Source organism: Bacteroidota bacterium (assembly GCA_016713765.1).
Taxonomy (GTDB): Bacteria; Bacteroidota; Bacteroidia; order AKYH767-A; family 2013-40CM-41-45; genus Pollutiaquabacter; species Pollutiaquabacter aromativorans.
Map to the genome: position 1 here is coordinate 529,419 of JADJON010000001.1, position 20,569 is coordinate 549,987.

Here is a 20,569-nt window from a genome sequence, read left to right on the forward strand (position 1 = left end):
TACACAGAGAAGGCGCTAACATTCCGCTCCGTCACTGTAGTGGTGCGTTCATGCATTTTGGTGGAATGCGAGTAGTCGCTGCACTGCATTTACTACTGTGCGAGGACGCCAACATTCATCCCGGGAATTTCTATCTTGTAATCCCCTGCGTACCACTCCTTACCGAACACCCCGTGTCCCGCCCGTTCCTGCGTACCTGTCTGCTCTTGCTGAGCTTCCTGTTCATCAGCCGTGTTTATGCCCAATCGCCTCATAGGGTGCTGATGATCGGCATCGACGGTTGTCGGCCGGACGCTTTGATGGCGGCCAATACGCCAACGCTGGATTCGTTGATGAGCTCGGGCACGTTCTCCCTGCACGCGCGCACGATCTATCCGACCTGGAGCGGCCCCGGCTGGAGCAGCATGCTTACCGGTGTGTGGTACACCAAGCATGGCGTTACCGACAATACCTTCAGCGGAGCCAACTTTACCAGTTACCCGCATTTCTTCAATCGGGTCGAAGCGTTCGATTCTTCGCTCTACACGGCTTCGATCTGCCAGTGGGCTCCCGTGAACGACTATATCGTCAACCTGGCCGACCTGATCTCCAATCCCGGATTGGGCATCGGCGTAGCCACGACGGCGGCCAATCTTTTATCGGCGCAGGATCCCGACGTCGTGTTTCTGCACTTCGACGATGTCGACCACGAAGGACACGCCAGCGGTTTCAGCCCGACCAACCCGCTGTACCTGTCGGCCATCGAAGGGGTGGACGGGCATGTCCGGACGGTTCTCAAGGCCTTGCGTGCCCGACCGACTTTCGCGCTCGAGAATTGGCTGGTCCTGGTGAGCACCGACCACGGAGGCATCGGCACCAGTCATGGCGGCAATACCGAAGAAGAGAAAACCATCTTCCTCATCCTGAGCGGAGGCGGGTTGCCCGTTCAGGAACTCACACCGCTCACGACCAACGCCCCGCTAACGCCTTCCATCCAACTCGACGGATCCACTCAGTATGGTTCGGCAAGCGCGCTGCCGGCGTACGATTTCGGCACGAGCACCGACTTCACGGTCGAATGCAGGATCCAGACCAACGGCTGGAGCGGCGATCCGGCAATCGTTTCGGATAAGGATTGGAACAGCGGTCTCAACCCCGGCTTTGTGATCGCTGCACGCAGCGACGGGTACGGATGGAAAGCCAATATCGGCGACGGCGCGAACCGCATCGACCTCAACGGCGGAACGATCAGCGACGGTCGGCCGCACCAGCTAGCTCTGACTGTCGAACGAAACGGTTACGCCCGGCTCTTTCAGGACGGCGCGCTCGTCGATTCGGTCGATGCGAGCCTGCTGGGCGCTGTCGGCACGGGCTTTCCGCTCGCGGTCGGACAGGATGGTACACTTAACTATCCGAACTATTTCCAGGGCGCCGTTGATGAAGTGCGGCTGTGGAACACCGCGGTAGATCCCACCACGCTGAGCGATTGGACCTGTCGCTCGCTGGATGCCACCCATCCGAATGCTGCCAACCTCATCGGGCACTGGCAGTTCGACGAGAATACCGGCACCACCGCGCAGGACGCGAGTACGAACGCCAACGCGCTGCAACTGATTGGCGCGCCGCTCTGGCAGACCATCAGCCTGGCCCTCGTCTGCACCGACGATTCCGACATGCCCCGCATGGTCGACATCGTGCCGATCGTGCTGGATCACCTTTGCATTCCGGTACAACCGTCCTGGCAACTGGACGGGGCGACGCCTTTTTCCCTCTGCACGACAACCGGCTTCTCCGCCGCCACGACACCGGCTACTTCTAGCTTGCTGTTTCCCAACCCCGCCAACAACCGCGTGACTATCCGGTTCGGTGAGACCGAATCACCGTCCTGCCGGGTTGTACGGTTAACTGGTGAGCGTGTAGCGGTCCCGGTGATTCGGAAAGGCGAACGGGAATTGACCCTCGACTGCAGCCAGCTTCCGCCGGGGATCTATCTCGTCGAAGTGCGGAGCGGTGATCGCGTGGAGTATCACCGATTGGTGCGGCAGTGAGTGCGCGGGATGCGTGTTGTCCTATTCCTCAAGTACTGCGCAGGATCGGAGAGCGTGCGTACTACCCGTTCGGCGGAATGTTAAGCGCTACCCCAAACGCCGAGTATAGTTGTATCCGTTCCAGCGCGCAGTCCGCCACTATGTATAATGCTTATCCTCCTGCGGCCAATTGGCTTTTCGCGAATTCGCGGTTGATGTTGGCATTCTGGTTGCCCGGATCGAGTTGCAGGGTGCGGGTGAAATCCTTGATCGCGTTATCCCATTGCTTGAGCTGCAGATAGGCCAGTCCGCGGTTGTAGGTGGCCAGCACGTTCCCGGGTGTGTACTGCAAGACATTGCTGAAATCGGCGACCGCCGCGCCGGGATTGCCGTGGTTCAGAAAGGTGGTGCCCCGGTTGAAGTAGGCTTTCACATATCGCGGGTCGATGCGGATGCTCGCCGTACAATCGGAGATCGATAGGTCCCACTCGCCGATATTGGCGTAAGCCACTCCACGGTTGCAATAGGCATCGGTGTACTTCGGGTCTAGCTCGACCGCCTTGGTGTAATCGCTGATCGCTTCTTTCCACTGCGAACGGGTCGAATACAAACTGCCCCGGTTGTAATAGGCTTTGGCGAAGCCGGGAGAGACACGAATCGCCTCGGAGAAATCACGCAAGGCCTTGTCCCATTCCTTCCGGTTGCCGTACACGACTCCACGCCCGTCAAAAGCGATCGCGTAGTCCGGACTGATCTCAAGTGCCTTTGTATAATGCTCGATCGCCTGATCCGCTTGTCCCATCGCCGCTTCCGCTACGCCGAGGTTGAAATAGGCGGAGGCATAATAATCGGGATTCAACGAGATCGCCTTTCGATAATCCGATACCGCTTTCGCGGTCTGTCCCGCTGTCCAGTACGCGACTCCGCGGTTCAGGTAAGGCCTGGCCTTCTCGGGCGACTTGGCGACTACGTCGTTCCACAGGCTTAGCTCGTCTTTCCAGACCTTGTTCCGCTGGTAGGTAAGCATGGAGTTCAGGCCGATGATGAAGGTGAAGAGGGCATAGGTCAACGCGCCGGACTTCGAGTAGAGCGCCTGGAAAATACCCGCAGTGATCAGCAGAAAAAAACCGAACGACGGCAGGTAGGTCCGGTGTTCGAACATCAAGTCCGAGATCGGGATGATGCTCGACTCCACCGCCAGGGTGAGGAAGAACCAGAAGATGCCAAAGGAGATGAACCGGTTTTTCGGAAAGACGTAGATCGCCAGGGCCAGCAGCGCCAGCAGGAACAGCAACGAGAGCAGGGTGCCGACTTCAAACAACTGCTCTGAGGGCCGGATGTCGTGGTCGAGGTTGAGTCCGGTCGGGAAAGCCAGCAGTTGCAGGTAGTTGACGATGACCCGGAACTGCGTCATCAGGTAATTGGTCGGGGTGACTGTATAGGGTGTGCCACCGGATGGCGGGATAGGCGAAAAGACGCTGCTGGTATTGTCGGCATTACCACCCGACCCGATGCCCGAACCGGAGGTGGACAGGAACCCACGGTATAGCGCGAAGACTGCCAGCGCGATGCCGGCTACCAGGAGAAGGAGGCGAACGTCTTTCAGATAGGCGGCCGGCTTTCCCGTCCGCAGGAAAAACAGCTCCGCCAGGACGATCGCGAACGGCAGCGTGTACGCGTTTTCTTTAGAGAGGAGTCCAAGCAGCGCAGCCAGGAACGCGCCGGCAAAGAGCCCGTATTTCTGACGCGCGTTCGTTTCACTCAAGCGCGCTTTCACGTACAAACACAGACTCAGGAGATAGAACAGGGTGGCCAGCGAAGCCAGTCGCTGAACAATGTAGGTCACCGATTGCGTGGCCAGCGGGTGTGAGACAAACAGCAGCGCGACGATAAAGGCGATCGTCCGTTGACGGCTCGCAAGGGGAGATTGTTTTCCGTTCGGTGTCCTGAACAGGAGCGCGGTGAGCCACCACACGAGGAACGCGTTGATGATGTGGATCGCGAGGTTGACCGCGTGGTAGCCCTGGACATCCAGTCCGTTGAGCTGGTAGTTGAAGGCAAGGGTCAGATAAGGAATGAAGCGGGTCGGGAAGTATTTCCAAATCGCTCCGACGTCGGAGAGGTCGCGGATCGCGCTATTCTCGATGATGCTGTTCCGGTCGTCGAGGTGAAAGGAACAATCGAAGGAGTTGGAATAGATCAGTATCCCGAGAAAGGCGATGAGGAGCAGTTGCAGGGCGGAGAAGATCGACGAACCGCCGGCTTCCGCCGGTGCTGCATGGGTCTTCGACGGATTCGGTTTATGGGCCGCTTTTTTCTTTTGCATTCCTTTGTTCATACGGGGTACTTGTTCGTGTGGCGCTGTGGAGAATCGGATAAAGATAATGCAAATCCGAGGCGATGTATTCCGGGCCCGTTAGCCTGCCAGAAACATTTGTCAGCACGGGGCCGGTGACAAATTCTCGCAGCCGGGCCTCCGGGCCGAATCAATCGTTCGGCTTTTGGTTCTTGCGGATCAGCGTCAGTTGTTCGGCAATGAGGCCGAGGAAGAAAAAGATCAGGGCCGACATGAACCCCAGCAGGGCGCCGACGCTGACGCCCTGGCCTTTCAGCATGATCGGGATCCCCCAGGCGCAGGAAGCGAGGAAGGTGATGATCGAGACCGGCAGGAAGATCTTCATCGGATTGAACAGCACGATGATGTTCAGGATCTCGATCACCGTCTCGAACGCGGTCTGGATGCCGATCGTACTTTCTCCCTTCAGCCGGTCGTTCACTTTGATGGGAACCTCCAGCACCAGGTGTCGGTTGCTGATGAAGATGAGCGTGATGATGTCGCTGAAGGGCATCTGGTTCGGCGTCAGGTGAAGGTATTTTTGCGCCAACTCGGTGCGGTAGATCTTCATACCCGAGTTGATGTCGTGTACCGGCACGGTCAGCAGGAGTTTGGCGGTGAAGCGGATGATGGATTTCCCGACTGCCCGCATCCGGGAAGCCGCTTTGGTTCCTTTCCGCGAGCCGACGACCATGTCGGCGTCCTGCGCGACAATGGTGTCGAAGAGTTTGACAATGTCCTCTTTCCGGTGTTGTCCGTCGGCATCGACGGTGATGACATATTCCGTATCACAGCGCGCGATCGAGCTCTTGATCGCCGCACCGTACCCTTTGTTCAGCTTGTGGTGCACCACCGACAAGCGGGGATTCGCGGCAAACGACTGGAGAACATTTCGCGTATCGTCTTTCGACCCGTCATTGGTGATCATGATCTTCCAATTGTGCTGCTCACAGAGTTCGAGCAGATCAGGTAGCACGATCTTCAGATTCTCGGCTTCGTTGTAAGCGGGGATGACGATGGTCAGCGGAACTGCGGTCTCCATTCAGGGTATGTGGGAATTGACGGTAGGCTTGATTGCACTAATGTAGGTTTTTTACGGTGCTTCCGGGAGTAGACTGCGTGTAGGTTTCAAAATGATTATCTTCGGGGAAACGAGGCTGCCATGAAACATTTTCTTCGATTGCTGCTGTTGTTTTCGATGCTGACCGGCTTCGGTCTGCGGGCACAGACGTTCAATGCGAACCTGGCCGCCATGTTGCAGGATTCACTCGATTACTACGTGAACGCGATCCCGAACATCAAAGGGATGTCGGCTGGTGTTTACCTGCCCGGGCAGGGTTATTGGCAGGGACAAAGCGGTGATTCGTACGCGGGACAGCCGATCACGGCCGATATGGAATTCGGCATCGCGAGCAATACGAAACTGTTCGTCTCCGCCACGATGTTGAAGTTGGCCGAAGACGGACTGCTCTCGCTCGACGATTCGGTATCGGCCTGGCTGCCCGCGCATCCGTACATCGACTCCGCGATTACCATCCGGCAGTTGCTCAATCACACCAGCGGGGTGTCCGACCCGATCTTCGCCTCACCCTGGATGGATACGATCAACGCCAACCCGACCCGGGTGTTCACATCGCAGGAAGTGCTGAGCTGGCTGGGACCGCCGGTGTTCGCGCCCGGCGCAAGCTGGAGCTATTCGAATGTCAACTACATCCTCGCCGGCATGATCGCGGAAGCCGCGAGTGGTTTTTCCATCGCGCAACTGATCCGCGACAGCCTGCTGATCCCACTTGGCCTCGACAGCACCTTCTACGATGTCGCCGAACCCGAACTCGGCACGCTCGCGCACCGCTGGTGGAACAGCGTCGACTATCAAGATACCGCCCGCACCGCACTCAACAGCGCGGGTGGTTGCGCGGGCGCGATCTTCTCCACCGCCGGGGAGATGTGCCAGTGGTATCGTGCCCTGTTCGGCGGAGACGTGCTGCAACCGGCGTCGATGACTGAGTTGACGCGCTTCGTTCCCACAACCTCTTCGGTTATGGATTACGGCCTCGGCCTCGACCGCGAAACCACCCTGGGTCTCACTTATTGGGGACACGGCGGCTCCACCTGGGGTTACCGCAGTAAGATGATCTACGACACCTGCGCGCAGGCCGTTGTCTGCGGACTTTCCAATTCGTTTCCATCGGGCATGGAAGCCGTGACGTACATCCTCTATCGGGTGCTGGTCAACCAGGTGCCGGGCTGTACCGGCGCGATCAGCGGTCCCGCCACCGTATGCAGTAAAGATGCCGCGCAGATTTACACGGTCCCACCGATTCCGAACGCGACCGACTATGTCTGGACGCTTCCTGCCGGTTTCATCGGCAACAGCACGACCAACACGATCCAGGTGTACATCGACACCTCGGCGGTTTCCGGTACGATCTCGGTGCACGGCACCAACGCCTACGGCGACGGAGCAAGCGTATTCTTTCCGGTCGTCGTGAAACGCGTACCGGTCAGCGCGTCCCAATCGGGGAACACGGTCATCGCGGACTCGGTTGCCGACACCTACCAATGGGTAGACTGCGGCCTTGGTTACATGATCCTACCCGGCGATACATCGGCCGTATTGCATCCCTCGAACGACGGCGACTACGCGCTGATCGCGACGCTCGACGGTTGCACGGATACCTCCGCCTGTGTGGTCTTTCGCCACAGCGGTATCGCGACAACTTCATCCGCGTATATCCGGATATTTCCGAACCCGTCTCCCGGCGCATGCACGATAAGCGCGCCGGAGCCGATCAGCAGCTTGCGCATCACCGATTCGGGCGGACGCATCCTGCGTTCCTTGCGCCCCGGCCATCCGGAATCGCGCGTTGACGGCCTGATGCCGGGGTTTTATATCGTACACGGCGAATTGCAAAACGGACGTCGGTTCAGGGAAAAACTGATCGTGCAATGACTGGTCGGCTTCATCGCCGTCTGTTCGGTACGACAACAAGCGCAGTTGAAATCCCCTGGGCTGGATACGCGCGGGTCAGGATCGATACAATAACGCAGAACGTCCGGGACTTCTTGAAGTCTTGATCTTCTGCTATATTGGCGATCCTGATTGGTATCGTACGAATCGTATTCGGAGCATCTCAATGCCGTACGATCTGCGTATTTTCCGCACCGGTTGGTAACTCATGGAAGAACCTGATAAGAATTCGGCCCAGGATCCGGACGCTGAAAAGCAGCCGAACGAGGATTCCGCAACACCATCCGACACTGCTCCGGAGGAGCCGCCGGTGACGATTCCCCCTGTAAACAATCCGGAAGCCATTCCTCAGGTACCGTTAGAGAATTCTATGGAAGTACACCATCACACGCATTCCCACGGCAAGAAGAACTGGAAATCCTATATCTGGGAATTTCTCATGCTGTTTCTGGCGGTCTTCTGTGGCTTTTTGGCCGAGTACCAACTGGAGCACAAGATCGAGCGCGACCGGGCAAAGGAGCTGGCCAGGAGTTTTTATACCGAACTGAAAAACGACTCTGTGACCGCGGGGATCAAGGTGCAGAACAGGTTGAAACAGGAAGCCGCGTTAATGTATATGATCCGGTATTTTCAGGATAGCAACCTCACCTCGGTTCCGAAACAGTTTGCCATTAACTTTGAATACGGGATCAGCTTTCTGTCGCCATCGCAGTTCGAACCAAGGACCATCATGCTCGATCAGCTCAGGAATTCCGGTTCGCTGCGCTATTTCAAGAACGAGGAGTTCCAGCGTCTCACCGGAGAATTGACCGTGGCAATCAAGAACATCTATCACCGGCAGGAACTGGAGAACGACAACCGCCAGCTATACATCAATCCGATCGTCATCCGGCACTACGACTACGTGTTTGACGCCGAACTGAAGAGGGACGGCAAAAGCATTTTCGAAGGACTCGAAGAATATGAACGGAGTGATCGGTTTATCAACTTCAACCTGAACAACCTGGATCAGGTGGACCGGAAAAGCATTGTCAGTGTACTGTACTTTTTCAAGGAAAACGTCGTCAGCTCGACACGCAAGACGCACATTCAGAAATACATTGAAGTCAACACGGCCCTGCTGAAGATCCTGCGGAGTGAGTTTGATTTGGATTGACTCCATCCTTGAACAGCAACGCAAGCAGGCGGTTGAAAATTAATTATTGATAGCTTTTCCATGAGCAACGAATGGAATGGTCTACTCTCTAAGCATGACTTTACGCTGAATCCTACACAGAGTAGAGGAGTTTTTATGGTAACGCGCATTCCACTCGGTCACGCCTTTGGCCTGGTTTTTCGCTGGAGTATAAGTATATCAAGTTGCGTAGGTTAGTTTACGAGCTGAGCGCCCCGAAACGTGACTTTTTCTGCTTATACAACTGATAAACATCATTCTGGAACGGAATAACATGGAGTAATTTTAATTGGTAGGATTATGCGTTGGACGCTTGAATTGAAGAGCCATTTGCGAATCCTTATGAACTGACTCAAACGCCTGACGTCATGCCGATCTTCTGCCTGTCTCGAATTTTTAACGCGGCGACTACGCGCTCTTCGGTCTTAAGAATTATTATGTTCTTTTTGATGTCACCTGTTGTTAGTCAGGCACAGACAGTCGAATTGGTTGGCGACATCAACCCGGGTGGAAACTCCTCGGTGACGCAGAAAATCGATTTGGGTGGAACATTGATTTTCTCCGCCTATGAACCGACGCACGGTGCGGAGATTTGGAAATCCGATGGAACTCCGGGCGGTACGAGCCTGCTGAAAGACATCAACCCCGGAACAGGGAATGCCAACATCAACAACCTCATCGTGTACGACGGTAAGGTGTATTTCAGCGCCGATGATGGAACGCACGGACGAGAGATCTGGGTTACCGACGGGAGTGCCGCCGGGACCGTCATGCTAAAGGACATTGATCCTGCAGGAAACGGATCGTTCTCGTATCCGATAGTCTTCGATAACCGGTTGTTTTTCGTTGCCAATGACGGGGTACATGGATCCGAGTGGTGGACGACCGACGGAACGGCAGGCAATACACAGCTATTCGTCGACAGCAGCAGTGTCGGTGGCAGCCCGGCCAATCCGTACATTTTCAACGATGAGTTGTATTATGCCTACCTGCAGCCGGGCATCGGCGTTGAGCCTTGGGTGACAAACGGAACACCAGCCGGTACGCGTCTGCTGACCAATATCAATATGACCGCTTCGATGAATTCCAGTCCCGCTGAATTCAGGGAGTATAACAGCTTCTTGTACTTTTCAGCCGATGACGGACTCACCGGAAGCGAAGTCTGGGTGACGGACGGAACCGCTTCCGGTACCAGTCAGTTGGTGGACCTGCGACCCGGCACACTGGGATCCGCACCGCGGCACTTCTTTCCTTATAACAACCGACTCTACTTTGAAGCGGCAGATGGCACCACGGGTACAGAAGTTTGGATGACGGATGGTACCGCTACCGGGACAAGCCTGTTGAGCGATATCCATCCAACGGGGAACGCAGATCCTATCGGTTTTACACTGTACGGGGGTAACTTGTTTTTCAGTGCAACGGATGGTGTGCATGGTCGCGAACCCTGGTTGTCGGACGGCACGGCAGGAGGTACTTTCCTGTTGAAAGACATCAACCCGGCAGGTTCATCCATGCCCGGTTATTTCACCTTTTCCTTGAATCCTGTTGAATATGATGGGAAATTATTCTTTGTCGCCGATGCAGGTAGCAACGGCTATGAATTGTGGACGACCGACGGCTCCGGAAGTGGTACGCTCTTGCTGCCTTTTTCCGGGGGCAGCGGATCGGGTCCATTGGCTGCGTTCAACGAATTCGTGCTGTGCGGAGGGTTTCTCTATTTCGATGCCAACTACGATGGTACCGGAGAAGACCTTTACCGTGTAGCCGCAGGTGGTGCAACGGTGGAGGAAGATCTACCGGAAGAGCCGGTCCTTTTCCCCAACCCATCCACGGGCCTCATACAACTTCGCCTCCCGGCTTTCTGCCATGACGTTTACTTCGAAGTAACGGACCTGGCAGGCCGGACACTCCTGCTCGAAAAGAACACAGGCCTTCGTCAACTCGACTTATCGGATTTTCCGCCGGCTGTTTACCTGTTAAGGATTCAATGGCAGGATGGGAGCAAGACCGTCCGACTGGTGAAAACCGGAAGTGGTCGTTGAGTGTACCTGATTAGCGGTATGTCCGTCCCCGACTATTTGGCCTTCTGGTGGAATGAACTGGCGGACGGCAGTTCTTTCACCATTTTCATCGAAGGCGCTTGCCGTTCCACGTTTTAGTTTCTGGTATTCAGTACACCGGTATTCAGCACGTTGGTCGGGAATACTGGATGAAACAACTTACTTTTATATACGGATAGGAAGTGTGTTGTCAGGTTTTCGCTTGTCGTTACCTATATGAAAGTAATCCTCACCGGATCCACCGGCATGGTGGGCGAAGGCGTTCTGGAAGAATGCCTGCACAACCCGCTCGTGGAGCAGGTCCTGTTGATCAACCGTAAAACGGCGGGCGTTTCGCACCCGAAGGTGCGCGAGATCCTGCATCCGGATTTTTACGACATCACGCCCCTGGTCGATCAGCTGAAAGGCTACGATGCCTGTCTGTTCTGTATGGGAGTTTCTTCGCTTGGCATGAAGGAGGACGACTACTACAAGGTCACCTACACGCTCACCCTTTCGTTTGCGAAAACACTCGCCGCGTTCAACCCGAACATGACCTTCTGTTACATCTCGGGCTCGGGAACCGACAGTTCGGAAAAAGGACGGCTCATGTGGGCACGGGTGAAGGGCAAGACGGAAAACGACCTGATGAAGTTGCCGTTCAAGGCGGTGTACAATTTCAGGCCAGCCATGCTCAAGCCGTCGAAAGGCGCGCGTAACGTGCTCCCGGCGTATAAGTATTACGGTTTCCTGTATCCGTTCCTGCGTCCGTTGTCGCCCGGTTTTTTCCTCACGCTGCGGGAACTGGGTTGTGCGATGATCCGCGCCGCAGCGAACGGATATCCGAAAAACATCCTGGAGACACGCGATATCCTGGCCTTGTCAAAGTGAATTTATTCGACTGACTTCCCAATAACCATCATCTGCAAATGGCAAAGCAAAACACCCATCCGAAAGTCGACGAGCAGTTTGCCCGGAAAGGTCCCTGGGAAAAGGAGCTGAGCCTGCTCCGCAAGATCGCCCTGGACAGTCCGCTCACCGAAGAGTTCAAGTGGTACCAGCCGTGTTACACGTACGAGGGTAACAACGTATTGATCCTGGGCGGCTTCAAGGATTTCTGCACCATGTCGTTTTTCAAGGGAGCCCTCTTGAAGGATCCGGAAGGCATTTTAGAGAAAGCGGGGGAGAACACACGCTCCGCTCGCATCGTGCGCATCACCGACGCGAAGCAGGTGTCGAAACTGGCGCCTGTCTTGAAGAAGTACATTCTTGAAGCTGTCGCATTGGAAAAGTCGGGTACGAAGTTCGATTTCGAATCCACCCGCACGACGGAGATTCCGAAAGAAGTAGCGGAGCTCTTCCGCAAAGACAAAGCGCTAGGCGCGGCCTTCAAGGCCCTTACGCCGGGAAGGCAACGCGGCTATCTCATCTTCTTTCAAGCCGCCAGGCAAGCCGCTACACGGGTGGCGCGCGTGGAGAAGTATCGGGAGAAGATTATGGCGGGGAAGGGGATGCAGGATAGATAACCGCCTGGCAACGGATTGCCGCGAGTTTGATTGATTAGGCAGTTATAATTTTTATCGTTTTATGAAAAAGCTCCGATTGCTATTGTTGCTCCTCGTGCTGGTTCATGTAGGTTCATCCGCACAGGAGGTGATTCCCCCCGATTCGCTGGAAACGCTTTTGGCCCGGACCAGGCACGACACGTCACGTTGCGCCCTACTATTAAGGATGATCGAAGATGAACCCGATGATCGAATCTGGATGGAGTACAACGAACGACTGGAAGCCATCTCCCTTCGTAATCTCAATTCGACGGGTCTGGATAGTAGCCTTCGAAGAAAATACAATGGCTATCTCTCGAATGCCTTCAACAATTCGGCCTATTTTCTGGATTCCCATGGGCAGACATATGAAGCCATCGAATTATACCGGAAAGCATTAGCGCTATGTACTTCAACGAACGATAAAAGTGCAGCCGGCATCACGTGTAACAACCTTGCCTACGCATATAGAACAATAGGTCAGCTCGATAGCGCGATCCACTTCTATCAACAGAGTATTTCCTTTTTGGAGGACGCGGCCGATCAATCATCCGCTGCCCAATCAAGGATCAACCTGGGTAATGTCTTTAAGGATCAGGGAAAAATTCAACTTGCATCCGAGTATTATTACAGCGCATTAAAGGAGTACGAGCAGGTAAAAGATATCGAAGGACAGGCACAGGTGTTCGCCAATCTCGGACTATTGTACCAGGATCAGGGTGATCTGGACAAGGCGCTGGAATTCGAATTGAAAAGCCTTGCATTGTGCAGGCAGGTCGATAACAAGACCGGCATTGGACATACCCTTCTGACACTGGGGTACATGTATCTCCAAAGAGAAGATACGGTCAAAGGAGTCGGGTACAGCAAGTTGAGCCTGGAGCAGTTCAGGGCGATCAATGATCAGTCGGGAATGGCGGCAGCGCTTGTCAACCTGGCCTTTATTTGTCGCCTGACCGGGAAACTGGATGAGGCTGAGCGTTACTCACGGCAAGCTATGTCCATTCACCAATTGTTGAATGAAAAGGACGGCTTATCTCAAGACTATTATAATCTGTGTGCCATCTATGTTATGCAGAAAGATTTTCCTAAGGCGATTTCCTTCGGGCGGGACGCCCTGAGATTGAGTCAGGAATTGGGGTATCCGCAGAACATTCGCAATTCGGCGCAAAGCCTTGTGTCGGCCTACAAAGGAGCTGGCATGTATCCACAGGCGTTTGACATGCTGTATTTATATACACGGATGAATGACAGCATCAATAATCGGGAGCTGCGGAAGAATCTGATCAGACGTCAGTTGCAATACGATTACGACCGGAAAGCGCTGGCAGACAGCATTCGGAATGTGGCCGAACGACAACTCGTCACCGAACGGCTCCGTAAGGAGCGGGCACAGCGACTGGCACTTTGGGGTGGATTAATAATGACCCTTGTATTCGGAGGCTTCATCTATAATCGCTTCCTCGTCACGCGTCGACAGAAGATCCAGATCAGTCAGGAAAAGCAGAGAAGTGACGAATTACTCTTGAATATTTTGCCTGAAGAAGTAGCGGAGGAGTTGAAAACCAAAGGAAGTGCCGATGCGCGTTTGTTCGATGATGTAACGGTGATGTTCACGGATTTTAAAAATTTCACACTCATTTCCGAACGTTTGAGTCCGACAGAGCTGGTAAACGAGATCCACACCTGTTTTAAGGCATTCGATCAGATCATCTCCAAGCATAATATTGAGAAGATCAAGACGATCGGGGATGCCTATATGTGTGCCGGAGGTTTACCGATTGCCAATAAGACCAATGCCATGGATGTTGTGAATGCCGCTCTTGAAATTCAAAAGTTCATGGCCGAGTTGTCTTCTGAACGGAAAGCTGCCGGAAGAGAAGTGTTCGAAATACGAATCGGCATCCATACCGGTCCTGTCGTGGCGGGAATCGTTGGCGTGAAAAAATTCGCGTATGATATTTGGGGCGATACCGTGAACATCGCGGCCCGAATGGAATCGTCCGGTGAGGTCGGTAAGGTGAATATCAGCGAGAACACGTATGCATTGGTGAGGCACAGATTCAAGTGTATCCATCGCGGAATGATTGAAGCGAAGCATAAAGGGCAGATCAATATGTACTTTGTAGAGGAGTAGATCAAGGGAGCCTGGTGGCCCCTGACTTCCGCTATCCCCTCCGAACCGGGAATGATTCATTAGAAGGGACAAGATGACCCGGTGCTAAAGTGTTTCCCGGCCGCACCATTGCTGCGGCTAAACGAGGTCGTGTGTCAGGTTGTTATCAACCGGATTCCTCAACCCTTCCGATTTTTCTTTTTGCCGGAAGCGCCATCCTTCGAAGTATCAATACCCTTCTCCTTCATCATCTCCAGCCCATACTTACGGATCGCCGTGATCAGGGGGATCGTACGCTTGCCCTTGGCGGTGATGCTGTACTCGACTTTCGGGGGTACCTGGGCATAGACTTTTCGAGCGACCAGTCCATGCTGTTCGAGTTCGCGCAGTTGCGACGACAACATCTTGTGGGTGATGTGGGGCAGCGCTTTTTTCAGTTCGCCGTAACGCATCGTCGCCTGGTTCAGGCGCCAGAGGATCGGCATCTTCCAGGTGCCACCGATGAAGAGCAAGGCGAATTCCACCGGGTTGTAATAGACTTTGTGGTCGTAAACGAAATCGGGCATGGCGGATAAAAGTAGAGCTGTCGGACGGGGTAGGATCCAATACTTTCCATAAAGATAGTATTATACTTTCAGGTAGTAATAGGCGAAGTGGATCCTGCTGTGCCGAATTTTGTCCCCGAACAACGACGAACACCATGATCAAACGCCTCCTCCTCTCCTGCGCCTTCCTGCTTGCCCTGACGGCGGCCTACGCGCAACACAATGCCGGCCACAACGGCAAGATCCTTATGATCGCTTCCAACCAGAGTGTCAGCAAACAGACCGGCTGGCCCATCGGGGTCTGGTACGCGGAACTCACGCACCCGTACTGGGCATTCTCCGAAGCGGGTTACACCGTCGACATCGCCACGCCCGAAGGCGGTGCTCTTTTCTTCGACAGTTTCAGCGACCCCGAAGACGCCAGCGGTTATTCTGCCTTCGATTACATCTCGCTCGGCTTCAAGAAAGACTCGGCGAGGATGGCCATGACCCGGAATACGAAAAAGCTGTCGGACGTGAACCCGGCCGACTACAAGGCCATCTTCGTCTGCGGCGGTCAGGGACCGATGTACACTTTTTACAAGAATCCGCAGGTGGAAAAGTTCTTCACCGATTTCTACCAAACGGGAAAGCCCACCGCCGCCATCTGTCACGGCACCTGCCTGCTGCTGGAAGCGAAACTTCCCAACGGCAAGTACCTGGTGGAAGGTAAGCGCTGGACCGGTTTCGCTTCCGAAGAGGAGCAGTATGCCGACAACTACGTCGGTAAGCAGATCCAGCCGTTCCGCATCGAAGACCTGGCACGCCGCATGCCGAACAGCCGATACGAAGACGCGGCGCCGTTCTCCGCCTTTGCCGTGCGCGACGGCAACCTGATCACCGGACAGCAACAGAACAGCGGAGCCAAAGCAGCCGAACTGGTGTTGCAGGCACTGGAAGAAGACCGCAAGCGCTATCCGACCTATGTGTTGGTTCACGGCGCCTGGGCCGACGAAAGCGCCTGGGGATTCGTGCGCAATCAACTCGCCGTACACGCCAATGTGGAAGTCGTTAACCTGCCCGCGCACGGTGTTGACCTGAGCGATGGCAAGAGCATCGGCATGAAAGACTACGAACGCGCCGTTGTAGATGCTATCAATCGCCATCCCGGAAAAGTCACGCTCGTCGGCCATTCGATGGCGGGCATGATTATCTCCCGCGTAGCGGAAACAATGCCCGAGAAGGTCGATAAGCTGATCTACGTATCCGCCTTCCTGCCAAAGAACGGTGAGAGCCTCAACGGGATCGTGAACCGGTTCCTCAACGGACAACCCCTCGACATTTTCGAGTTCAACAGCGATTATACCCTGATCGGTGTGAAGAAGGACGTGTTGCCGACCGTCGTTTGCGAGGATTGTCCGGCCTACATGAAAGATGTGCTCGTGAAATACCACCGTCCGGACCCGGTGAAGGCGTTCAACGATACGGTGATGCTCGGTGCCAATTTTGCCAAAGTACCGAAGTACTATCTCAGCACGAAAAACGACAAGGCCGTACCCTACGCGCTGCAACAGCAGATGATCCGCGAGAACGGAACCGTCCGCAAGGTATACGAACTGGAAACGTCCCACCTGCCGTTTGTCGTCCGACCCGAAGAGTTCGTCAACATCATCCGCGGAATCCAATGATCGCACGGATCCTCTCCCGCGCCTGTCTGCTCCTGGTCTTGCTCGCAACTGCGGGCAAGGCCGGGGCACAGTTGCCGGTCGAAGCGTTCGGCGGCGACAAGAAGGCGACCTTCGATGCCTTGTTCTTCCATTTTTTTCGAAATGCCAACGACCAGCCCTCGCGTTTTCTCTTCTTCAGCCGGACGCGCGCTTCGGTCGACTACAAGATCACTTCGACGACCAATCTGCCTTCGTTCGGACTGACCGAAGCGTTCAGCTACAACGCCCCGAAGCTGAAAGGCGTAGCTCCCGTGGCGGTGGTGCAGTTGTTGAACCGCGGCCTGTATCCCAAAGCCGGTGTACAATACGTGTTGTTGCGAAAGGAAGTCACCCTCTTCACCTGGTTGGTGAGCGAACCGGACAACGAGCCCGTGGTGGATCATTTCCTGCTCGTTCGCTATACTCCGAAGATCACGGAGCGTTACCAACTCTTTCTTCAGGCCGAATCGATCAGCGCTTTTCCGTCGCAAGCGAACGAGAACCGCTCTTTTACACAACGCTTTCGGCTCGGGCTCATGCGCTCCGCCTTTCAGTTCGGAGCCGGCATCGACCTGACCGAAGCCGGTCGCGACGAATATACCGGTACGCAGAACACCGGACTGTTCCTGCGCTACGATTTTCGGTGACCCCTGTGCACAACCGGTTCCTAAGAATCGCAGGAAGCTTAGTATCTTGTGCTTCGGGCGTATCGATACGTTCGTTTATCCGGCGTTATGTACAACTTTTCTTATTTCAAAGAGCAGGACCGGCAGCGACTCCTGCATTTCATGGAGGAGCATCCCTTCGCGTTCCTGACCGGAAGCACCTTAACGGGCAAACAGGTGGCGACCCAGCTGCCTGTCTTGTTCGAAGAACGTGACGGTGAATTATACCTGCAGGGCCATTTGATGCGGAACACCGATCACCACAAGGCGTTTAAAGAAAATCCCCAGGCCCTGCTCGTCTTCACCGGCCCGAGCGCTTACGTGAGCGCTTCCTGGTACAGCAATCCGCAGATCGGTTCGACCTGGAACTACATGAGCATTCACATCGGTGGGACGATCGAATTCATGTCGGATGCTGAATTGGTCGAGTTCATGCGGAAATTCACCCTGAAGTTTGAAGGAGGAAACACCAGCTCCAAGACCATCTACGATAACCTGCCGGATTCCTTTCTCCATAAGATGATGCCGGCGATTGTCGGATTTGAGTTAAAGGCGGAACAGTTCGAAAACGTTTTCAAGTTGAGCCAGAACCGCGACGAGCAGAGTTATCGGAACATCATCGACCGGTTGGAGGAGCGCGGAGGTGAAAGCGCCCTCATCGCGGCAGAGATGAGAAAGCGACAGGCGGAGTTGTTTCCACCGGGGGTGGAGTGGGATGGATCTAGATTCGATTCGTAAAGTATACTGTTACCGGAAACCCTATTTTGCGACCGTGCTGTTATCAAACTGACGGACTTTTAATAATAGGACAAGACAACTTTTCCGACTTCGGGACACACCCTTTTCATCGACAGACCCTGCTTCGTATTTTTATTTTTTCCCCACGCGCAAAAATAAATTGAAGTTTTTAATGCCTCGCAAGTTTGGCACATTTGCCTTTGCCTGCCAGCGCACAAGCCAACCCGAAGGCAAAGTCAAAAGAGCCAAACCGCCAACGCTTTGTTTAGTGCAGTGATATGAATAAACCTTTTGCGGAAACAATAAACTTTCAATCATAAAACAATATTACCTTTGCCGTAGCGTTTAAGCGACTGAATGAAAAGAATTGCCGTCATACTCTTAATGTTCCTTTACCTGATACCCGCCATCGGGGTAACGGTTTCGGCTCATTACTGCGGTGGTAAGGTTACTTCAGTTTCATTCAATCCGTTTGACACCAAACACAAATGTCCCTGCGGCAGTAAGAAAATGCCAAAGGACTGCTGCAAAGACGAAACCGCTACAATTAAGTTGGATGACGAGCAGCAAAAAACGCAACAGGTTTTCTGTAACATCATAAAGGTTTCTGACTTTCAACCTGCACTTATTACCAACCTGACTTTTGACTATCAAACTCCGCTTCTTTCAACCGAGTTTGACCATAGCGCACATCCGCCTGATGACTTAAAGCATCCGCTTTACATCCGCTATCTCGTTTTCCGAATTTGATTTTACTGTTTTTGCTTTAAAGCCGACACTTTTAAAGTGTATCGGCTTGTTGTGCTTTTATCAGCCCGACAGTTTCAATCATTATTCAAAATCAAAAACAGTAAAAATGAAAATCACAAAATCAATTTTTCCAACAGCAGCTATCGCTGCTCTTGCTCTTATCGTTAGTATTTCTTCTTGCAAGAAAGACCACGGCAACGACCACGACATGGATATGCTCAACATTGACTATCCTGCCGCTTACATTGTCAATGGCAGTTCCAACAACATTTCGGTTGTCAAACTTGCCGACAACACCGTAACCGAAACTATTTCACTGAATGGCGCAACCTATCCGCATCATATTTCCCTGAACCCTGCTAAAACAAAATTGGCAGTGGCTATCACCAGCACCGATTTAAGCGGTGGGCATGGCGGCCATGGTGGCACACTCGCAGGTTTGAAAGTTCAAATCATTGATGCCGTTACCGGAATGATTGACAAAGAAATTGCGCTCAACAAAATGCCACACAATGCAATTTTCAATCCTTCGGGAACAGAACTTTGGTTGGGTCAATCCGACAGCATTCAAAGTCAGGTCTTGGTTTACAATACTTCGGACTGGTCTTTGAAAAACACTATTAATGTAGGCGCAGGGCTTTCAGAAGTTACTTTTTCATCAGACGGCACAATGGCTTTTGCATGTAATACAGATGACGGAACCGTTTCCCTCATTGATGCCAACAGCAAAATGATACACACTACGCTTACCGTTGGACAAGACCCTGTTGGCGCATGGACGGCAAGCAACGGCAAAATGTATGTGGACAATGAAACGAGCCAAACCATTTCTGAAATTACGGTTTCATCCATGAGCGTTACCGCTACCATCAATCTTGGTTTCAAACCCGGGTATGCTGCTTACAACTCTTCAAATAGTGAGTTGTGGGTTTCCGATGCTACCAACGGCAAGGTTGCATATTACACTTTTGACGGAACTAACTGGAATTTGCAGGGCAACATTACAACCGGAGCAGATGCTCATGCCATAGCTTTTATTGCCGATGGCAGCAAAGCGTATGTTACCAATCAGGGCGCAAACACGGTTTCGGTTATTGATGTAGCTACTCATGCGGTTACAGCAACCATCAATGTAGGCACTAAACCCAACGGCATTGTCATTAAACAGTAATTCAAAATCTATCAATCAATAAAAACAAACAAAATGAAAAACACCGTAATCCTATTTTCCATGATAGCAACATTAGCATTTGCATCATGCAACAATTCGCAAAAAACAGAAACCAAAACAGATAACACGCAAACTACAGCTTTGTATCAATGCCCGATGGACTGCGAAAAAGGTAAAACTTACGACAAGCCCGGACAATGCCCCGTTTGCAACATGGACTTGGTAAAAAAAGAATAACAGATGAAACTCTTCATCAAAAACATGGTCTGTAACCGTTGTAAAATGGTGGTGAAGTCTGAGTTGGAGAAACTTGGGCTTCGCCCCCTTGCGGTTGAGTTGGGCGAAGTAGAAATAGCAGACGACTTACAGGGCTACCAACGACAGGACATTCATTCCGCGCTGCAAAAATTCGGCTTCGCTTTATTAGACGATAAAAAAAGTGTCATTATAGAACGTATCAAAAACCTGATTGTTGATTTGGTGCAAAACAAAAACAACCAACTGCAAACAAACCTGTCCGACTATTTAAGCAAAGAACTACGCCAAGATTACACTTACATCAGCAATCTGTTTACACAGGTAGAAGGAACAACTATTGAACAGTATTTCATCGCGCAAAAAATTGAACGGGTAAAAGAATTATTGGTTTACGATGAATTGAGCTTGAGCGAAAACGCCTACCAACTCAATTACAGCAGCGTGGCGCATTTAAGCACACAGTTTAAAAAAGTAACGGGCTTTACCCCTTCGCATTTCAAACAACTGAAAGAAAAAAAACGCAACCCGCTTGAAGAACTGTAAAACATATAAATCATTTCAAAAATTGT

At 53.1% G+C, this 20,569-nt stretch carries 17 protein-coding genes; 13 read left to right on the forward strand and 4 right to left on the reverse strand.

The annotated features are described in order from the left end of the window. Positions 1-173: 173 nt before the first annotated feature. Positions 174-2,027, forward strand: a complete 1,854-nt coding sequence (locus IPJ96_02115) for an alkaline phosphatase family protein (GenBank protein ID MBK7909143.1) — start codon at positions 174-176, stop codon at positions 2,025-2,027. Positions 2,028-2,178: 151 nt separating this feature from the next. On the opposite strand, the gene IPJ96_02120 is transcribed toward IPJ96_02115, so the two are convergent. Then, a complete protein-coding gene (locus IPJ96_02120; GenBank protein MBK7909144.1) occupies positions 2,179-4,344 on the reverse strand; it encodes a tetratricopeptide repeat protein in 2,166 nt (721 codons plus the stop codon). Positions 4,345-4,492: 148 nt separating this feature from the next. Next, positions 4,493-5,383 carry a glycosyltransferase family 2 protein gene (locus IPJ96_02125; GenBank protein ID MBK7909145.1) on the reverse strand — a complete coding sequence of 297 codons (891 nt, stop codon included), beginning with the start codon at positions 5,381-5,383 and terminating at the stop codon, positions 4,493-4,495. Between the two features lie 120 nt (positions 5,384-5,503). On the opposite strand from IPJ96_02125, the gene IPJ96_02130 reads away from it, so the two are divergent. From IPJ96_02130 to IPJ96_02155, 6 genes are all read left to right on the forward strand, one after another. Continuing rightward, positions 5,504-7,294 carry a beta-lactamase family protein gene (locus IPJ96_02130; protein ID MBK7909146.1) on the forward strand — a complete coding sequence of 597 codons (1,791 nt, stop codon included), beginning with the start codon at positions 5,504-5,506 and terminating at the stop codon, positions 7,292-7,294. Between the two features lie 226 nt (positions 7,295-7,520). Next, on the forward strand, positions 7,521-8,468 hold the full coding sequence (locus IPJ96_02135; protein MBK7909147.1) for a hypothetical protein: 948 nt from the start codon (positions 7,521-7,523) through the stop codon (positions 8,466-8,468). Between the two features lie 467 nt (positions 8,469-8,935). Beyond that, a complete protein-coding gene (locus tag IPJ96_02140) occupies positions 8,936-10,531 on the forward strand; it encodes a T9SS type A sorting domain-containing protein (protein MBK7909148.1) in 1,596 nt (531 codons plus the stop codon). 234 nt (positions 10,532-10,765) lie between these two features. Further along, entirely contained in the window at positions 10,766-11,419 is a 654-nt protein-coding gene (locus IPJ96_02145) for an epimerase (GenBank protein ID MBK7909149.1), read from the forward strand. 38 nt (positions 11,420-11,457) lie between these two features. Then, entirely contained in the window at positions 11,458-12,054 is a 597-nt protein-coding gene (locus IPJ96_02150) for a YdeI/OmpD-associated family protein (protein MBK7909150.1), read from the forward strand. A gap of 61 nt (positions 12,055-12,115) precedes the next feature. Then, positions 12,116-14,209 carry a tetratricopeptide repeat protein gene (locus tag IPJ96_02155; protein ID MBK7909151.1) on the forward strand — a complete coding sequence of 698 codons (2,094 nt, stop codon included), beginning with the start codon at positions 12,116-12,118 and terminating at the stop codon, positions 14,207-14,209. Positions 14,210-14,367: 158 nt separating this feature from the next. On the opposite strand, the gene IPJ96_02160 is transcribed toward IPJ96_02155, so the two are convergent. Next, entirely contained in the window at positions 14,368-14,754 is a 387-nt protein-coding gene (locus tag IPJ96_02160; protein MBK7909152.1) for a helix-turn-helix transcriptional regulator, read from the reverse strand. 134 nt (positions 14,755-14,888) lie between these two features. Between IPJ96_02160 and IPJ96_02165 the strand changes: the two genes are divergently transcribed. The 3 genes from IPJ96_02165 (at position 14,889) to IPJ96_02175 (ending at position 17,821) form a co-directional block, all read left to right on the forward strand. Then, positions 14,889-16,400 carry an alpha/beta fold hydrolase gene (locus IPJ96_02165; protein MBK7909153.1) on the forward strand — a complete coding sequence of 504 codons (1,512 nt, stop codon included), beginning with the start codon at positions 14,889-14,891 and terminating at the stop codon, positions 16,398-16,400. Continuing rightward, a complete protein-coding gene (locus IPJ96_02170) occupies positions 16,397-17,065 on the forward strand; it encodes a hypothetical protein (protein MBK7909154.1) in 669 nt (222 codons plus the stop codon). The genes IPJ96_02165 and IPJ96_02170 overlap by 4 nt, the downstream gene beginning before the upstream one ends. Positions 17,066-17,152: 87 nt before the next feature. Beyond that, positions 17,153-17,821 (forward strand): FMN-binding negative transcriptional regulator, encoded by a 669-nt coding sequence (locus IPJ96_02175; protein MBK7909155.1) that lies wholly within the window; start codon positions 17,153-17,155, stop codon positions 17,819-17,821. Positions 17,822-17,953: 132 nt separating this feature from the next. Here IPJ96_02175 and IPJ96_02180 read toward each other — a convergent pair whose 3' ends face one another. Beyond that, the gene (locus tag IPJ96_02180) at positions 17,954-18,139 is read right to left on the reverse strand and encodes a hypothetical protein (GenBank protein MBK7909156.1); all 186 of its coding nucleotides are present in this window, start codon (positions 18,137-18,139) and stop codon (positions 17,954-17,956) included. A 39-nt stretch (positions 18,140-18,178) separates the two neighbouring features. Between IPJ96_02180 and IPJ96_02185 the strand changes: the two genes are divergently transcribed. The 3 genes from IPJ96_02185 to IPJ96_02195 all read left to right on the forward strand — a co-directional run bounded on the left by IPJ96_02185 (position 18,179) and on the right by IPJ96_02195 (position 20,543). Next, a complete protein-coding gene (locus IPJ96_02185) occupies positions 18,179-18,571 on the forward strand; it encodes a hypothetical protein (protein MBK7909157.1) in 393 nt (130 codons plus the stop codon). A gap of 208 nt (positions 18,572-18,779) precedes the next feature. After that, positions 18,780-19,742: a YncE family protein gene (locus IPJ96_02190; protein MBK7909158.1), complete on the forward strand. Its 963-nt coding sequence runs from the start codon at positions 18,780-18,782 to the stop codon at positions 19,740-19,742. Positions 19,743-19,982: 240 nt separating this feature from the next. Continuing rightward, complete coding sequence (locus IPJ96_02195; protein MBK7909159.1) at positions 19,983-20,543, forward strand: helix-turn-helix transcriptional regulator; 561 nt, start codon at positions 19,983-19,985, stop codon at positions 20,541-20,543. The last annotated feature ends 26 nt before the right edge of the window (positions 20,544-20,569 follow it).

What these genes read in the sequence shown, in the direction of transcription:
- IPJ96_02120 (MBK7909144.1), bottom strand. Translation starts at nt 4,344, where the DNA reads ATGAACAAAGGAATGCAAAAGAAAAAAGCGGCCCATAAACCGAATCCG.
- IPJ96_02125 (MBK7909145.1), bottom strand. Translation starts at nt 5,383, where the DNA reads ATGGAGACCGCAGTTCCGCTGACCATCGTCATCCCCGCTTACAACGAA.
- IPJ96_02130 (MBK7909146.1), top strand. Translation starts at nt 5,504, where the DNA reads ATGAAACATTTTCTTCGATTGCTGCTGTTGTTTTCGATGCTGACCGGC.
- IPJ96_02135 (MBK7909147.1), top strand. Translation starts at nt 7,521, where the DNA reads ATGGAAGAACCTGATAAGAATTCGGCCCAGGATCCGGACGCTGAAAAG.
- IPJ96_02140 (MBK7909148.1), top strand. Translation starts at nt 8,936, where the DNA reads ATGTCACCTGTTGTTAGTCAGGCACAGACAGTCGAATTGGTTGGCGAC.
- IPJ96_02145 (MBK7909149.1), top strand. Translation starts at nt 10,766, where the DNA reads ATGAAAGTAATCCTCACCGGATCCACCGGCATGGTGGGCGAAGGCGTT.
- IPJ96_02150 (MBK7909150.1), top strand. Translation starts at nt 11,458, where the DNA reads ATGGCAAAGCAAAACACCCATCCGAAAGTCGACGAGCAGTTTGCCCGG.
- IPJ96_02155 (MBK7909151.1), top strand. Translation starts at nt 12,116, where the DNA reads ATGAAAAAGCTCCGATTGCTATTGTTGCTCCTCGTGCTGGTTCATGTA.
- IPJ96_02160 (MBK7909152.1), bottom strand. Translation starts at nt 14,754, where the DNA reads ATGCCCGATTTCGTTTACGACCACAAAGTCTATTACAACCCGGTGGAA.
- IPJ96_02165 (MBK7909153.1), top strand. Translation starts at nt 14,889, where the DNA reads ATGATCAAACGCCTCCTCCTCTCCTGCGCCTTCCTGCTTGCCCTGACG.
- IPJ96_02170 (MBK7909154.1), top strand. Translation starts at nt 16,397, where the DNA reads ATGATCGCACGGATCCTCTCCCGCGCCTGTCTGCTCCTGGTCTTGCTC.
- IPJ96_02175 (MBK7909155.1), top strand. Translation starts at nt 17,153, where the DNA reads ATGTACAACTTTTCTTATTTCAAAGAGCAGGACCGGCAGCGACTCCTG.
- IPJ96_02180 (MBK7909156.1), bottom strand. Translation starts at nt 18,139, where the DNA reads ATGATTGAAAGTTTATTGTTTCCGCAAAAGGTTTATTCATATCACTGC.
- IPJ96_02185 (MBK7909157.1), top strand. Translation starts at nt 18,179, where the DNA reads ATGAAAAGAATTGCCGTCATACTCTTAATGTTCCTTTACCTGATACCC.
- IPJ96_02190 (MBK7909158.1), top strand. Translation starts at nt 18,780, where the DNA reads ATGGATATGCTCAACATTGACTATCCTGCCGCTTACATTGTCAATGGC.
- IPJ96_02195 (MBK7909159.1), top strand. Translation starts at nt 19,983, where the DNA reads ATGAAACTCTTCATCAAAAACATGGTCTGTAACCGTTGTAAAATGGTG.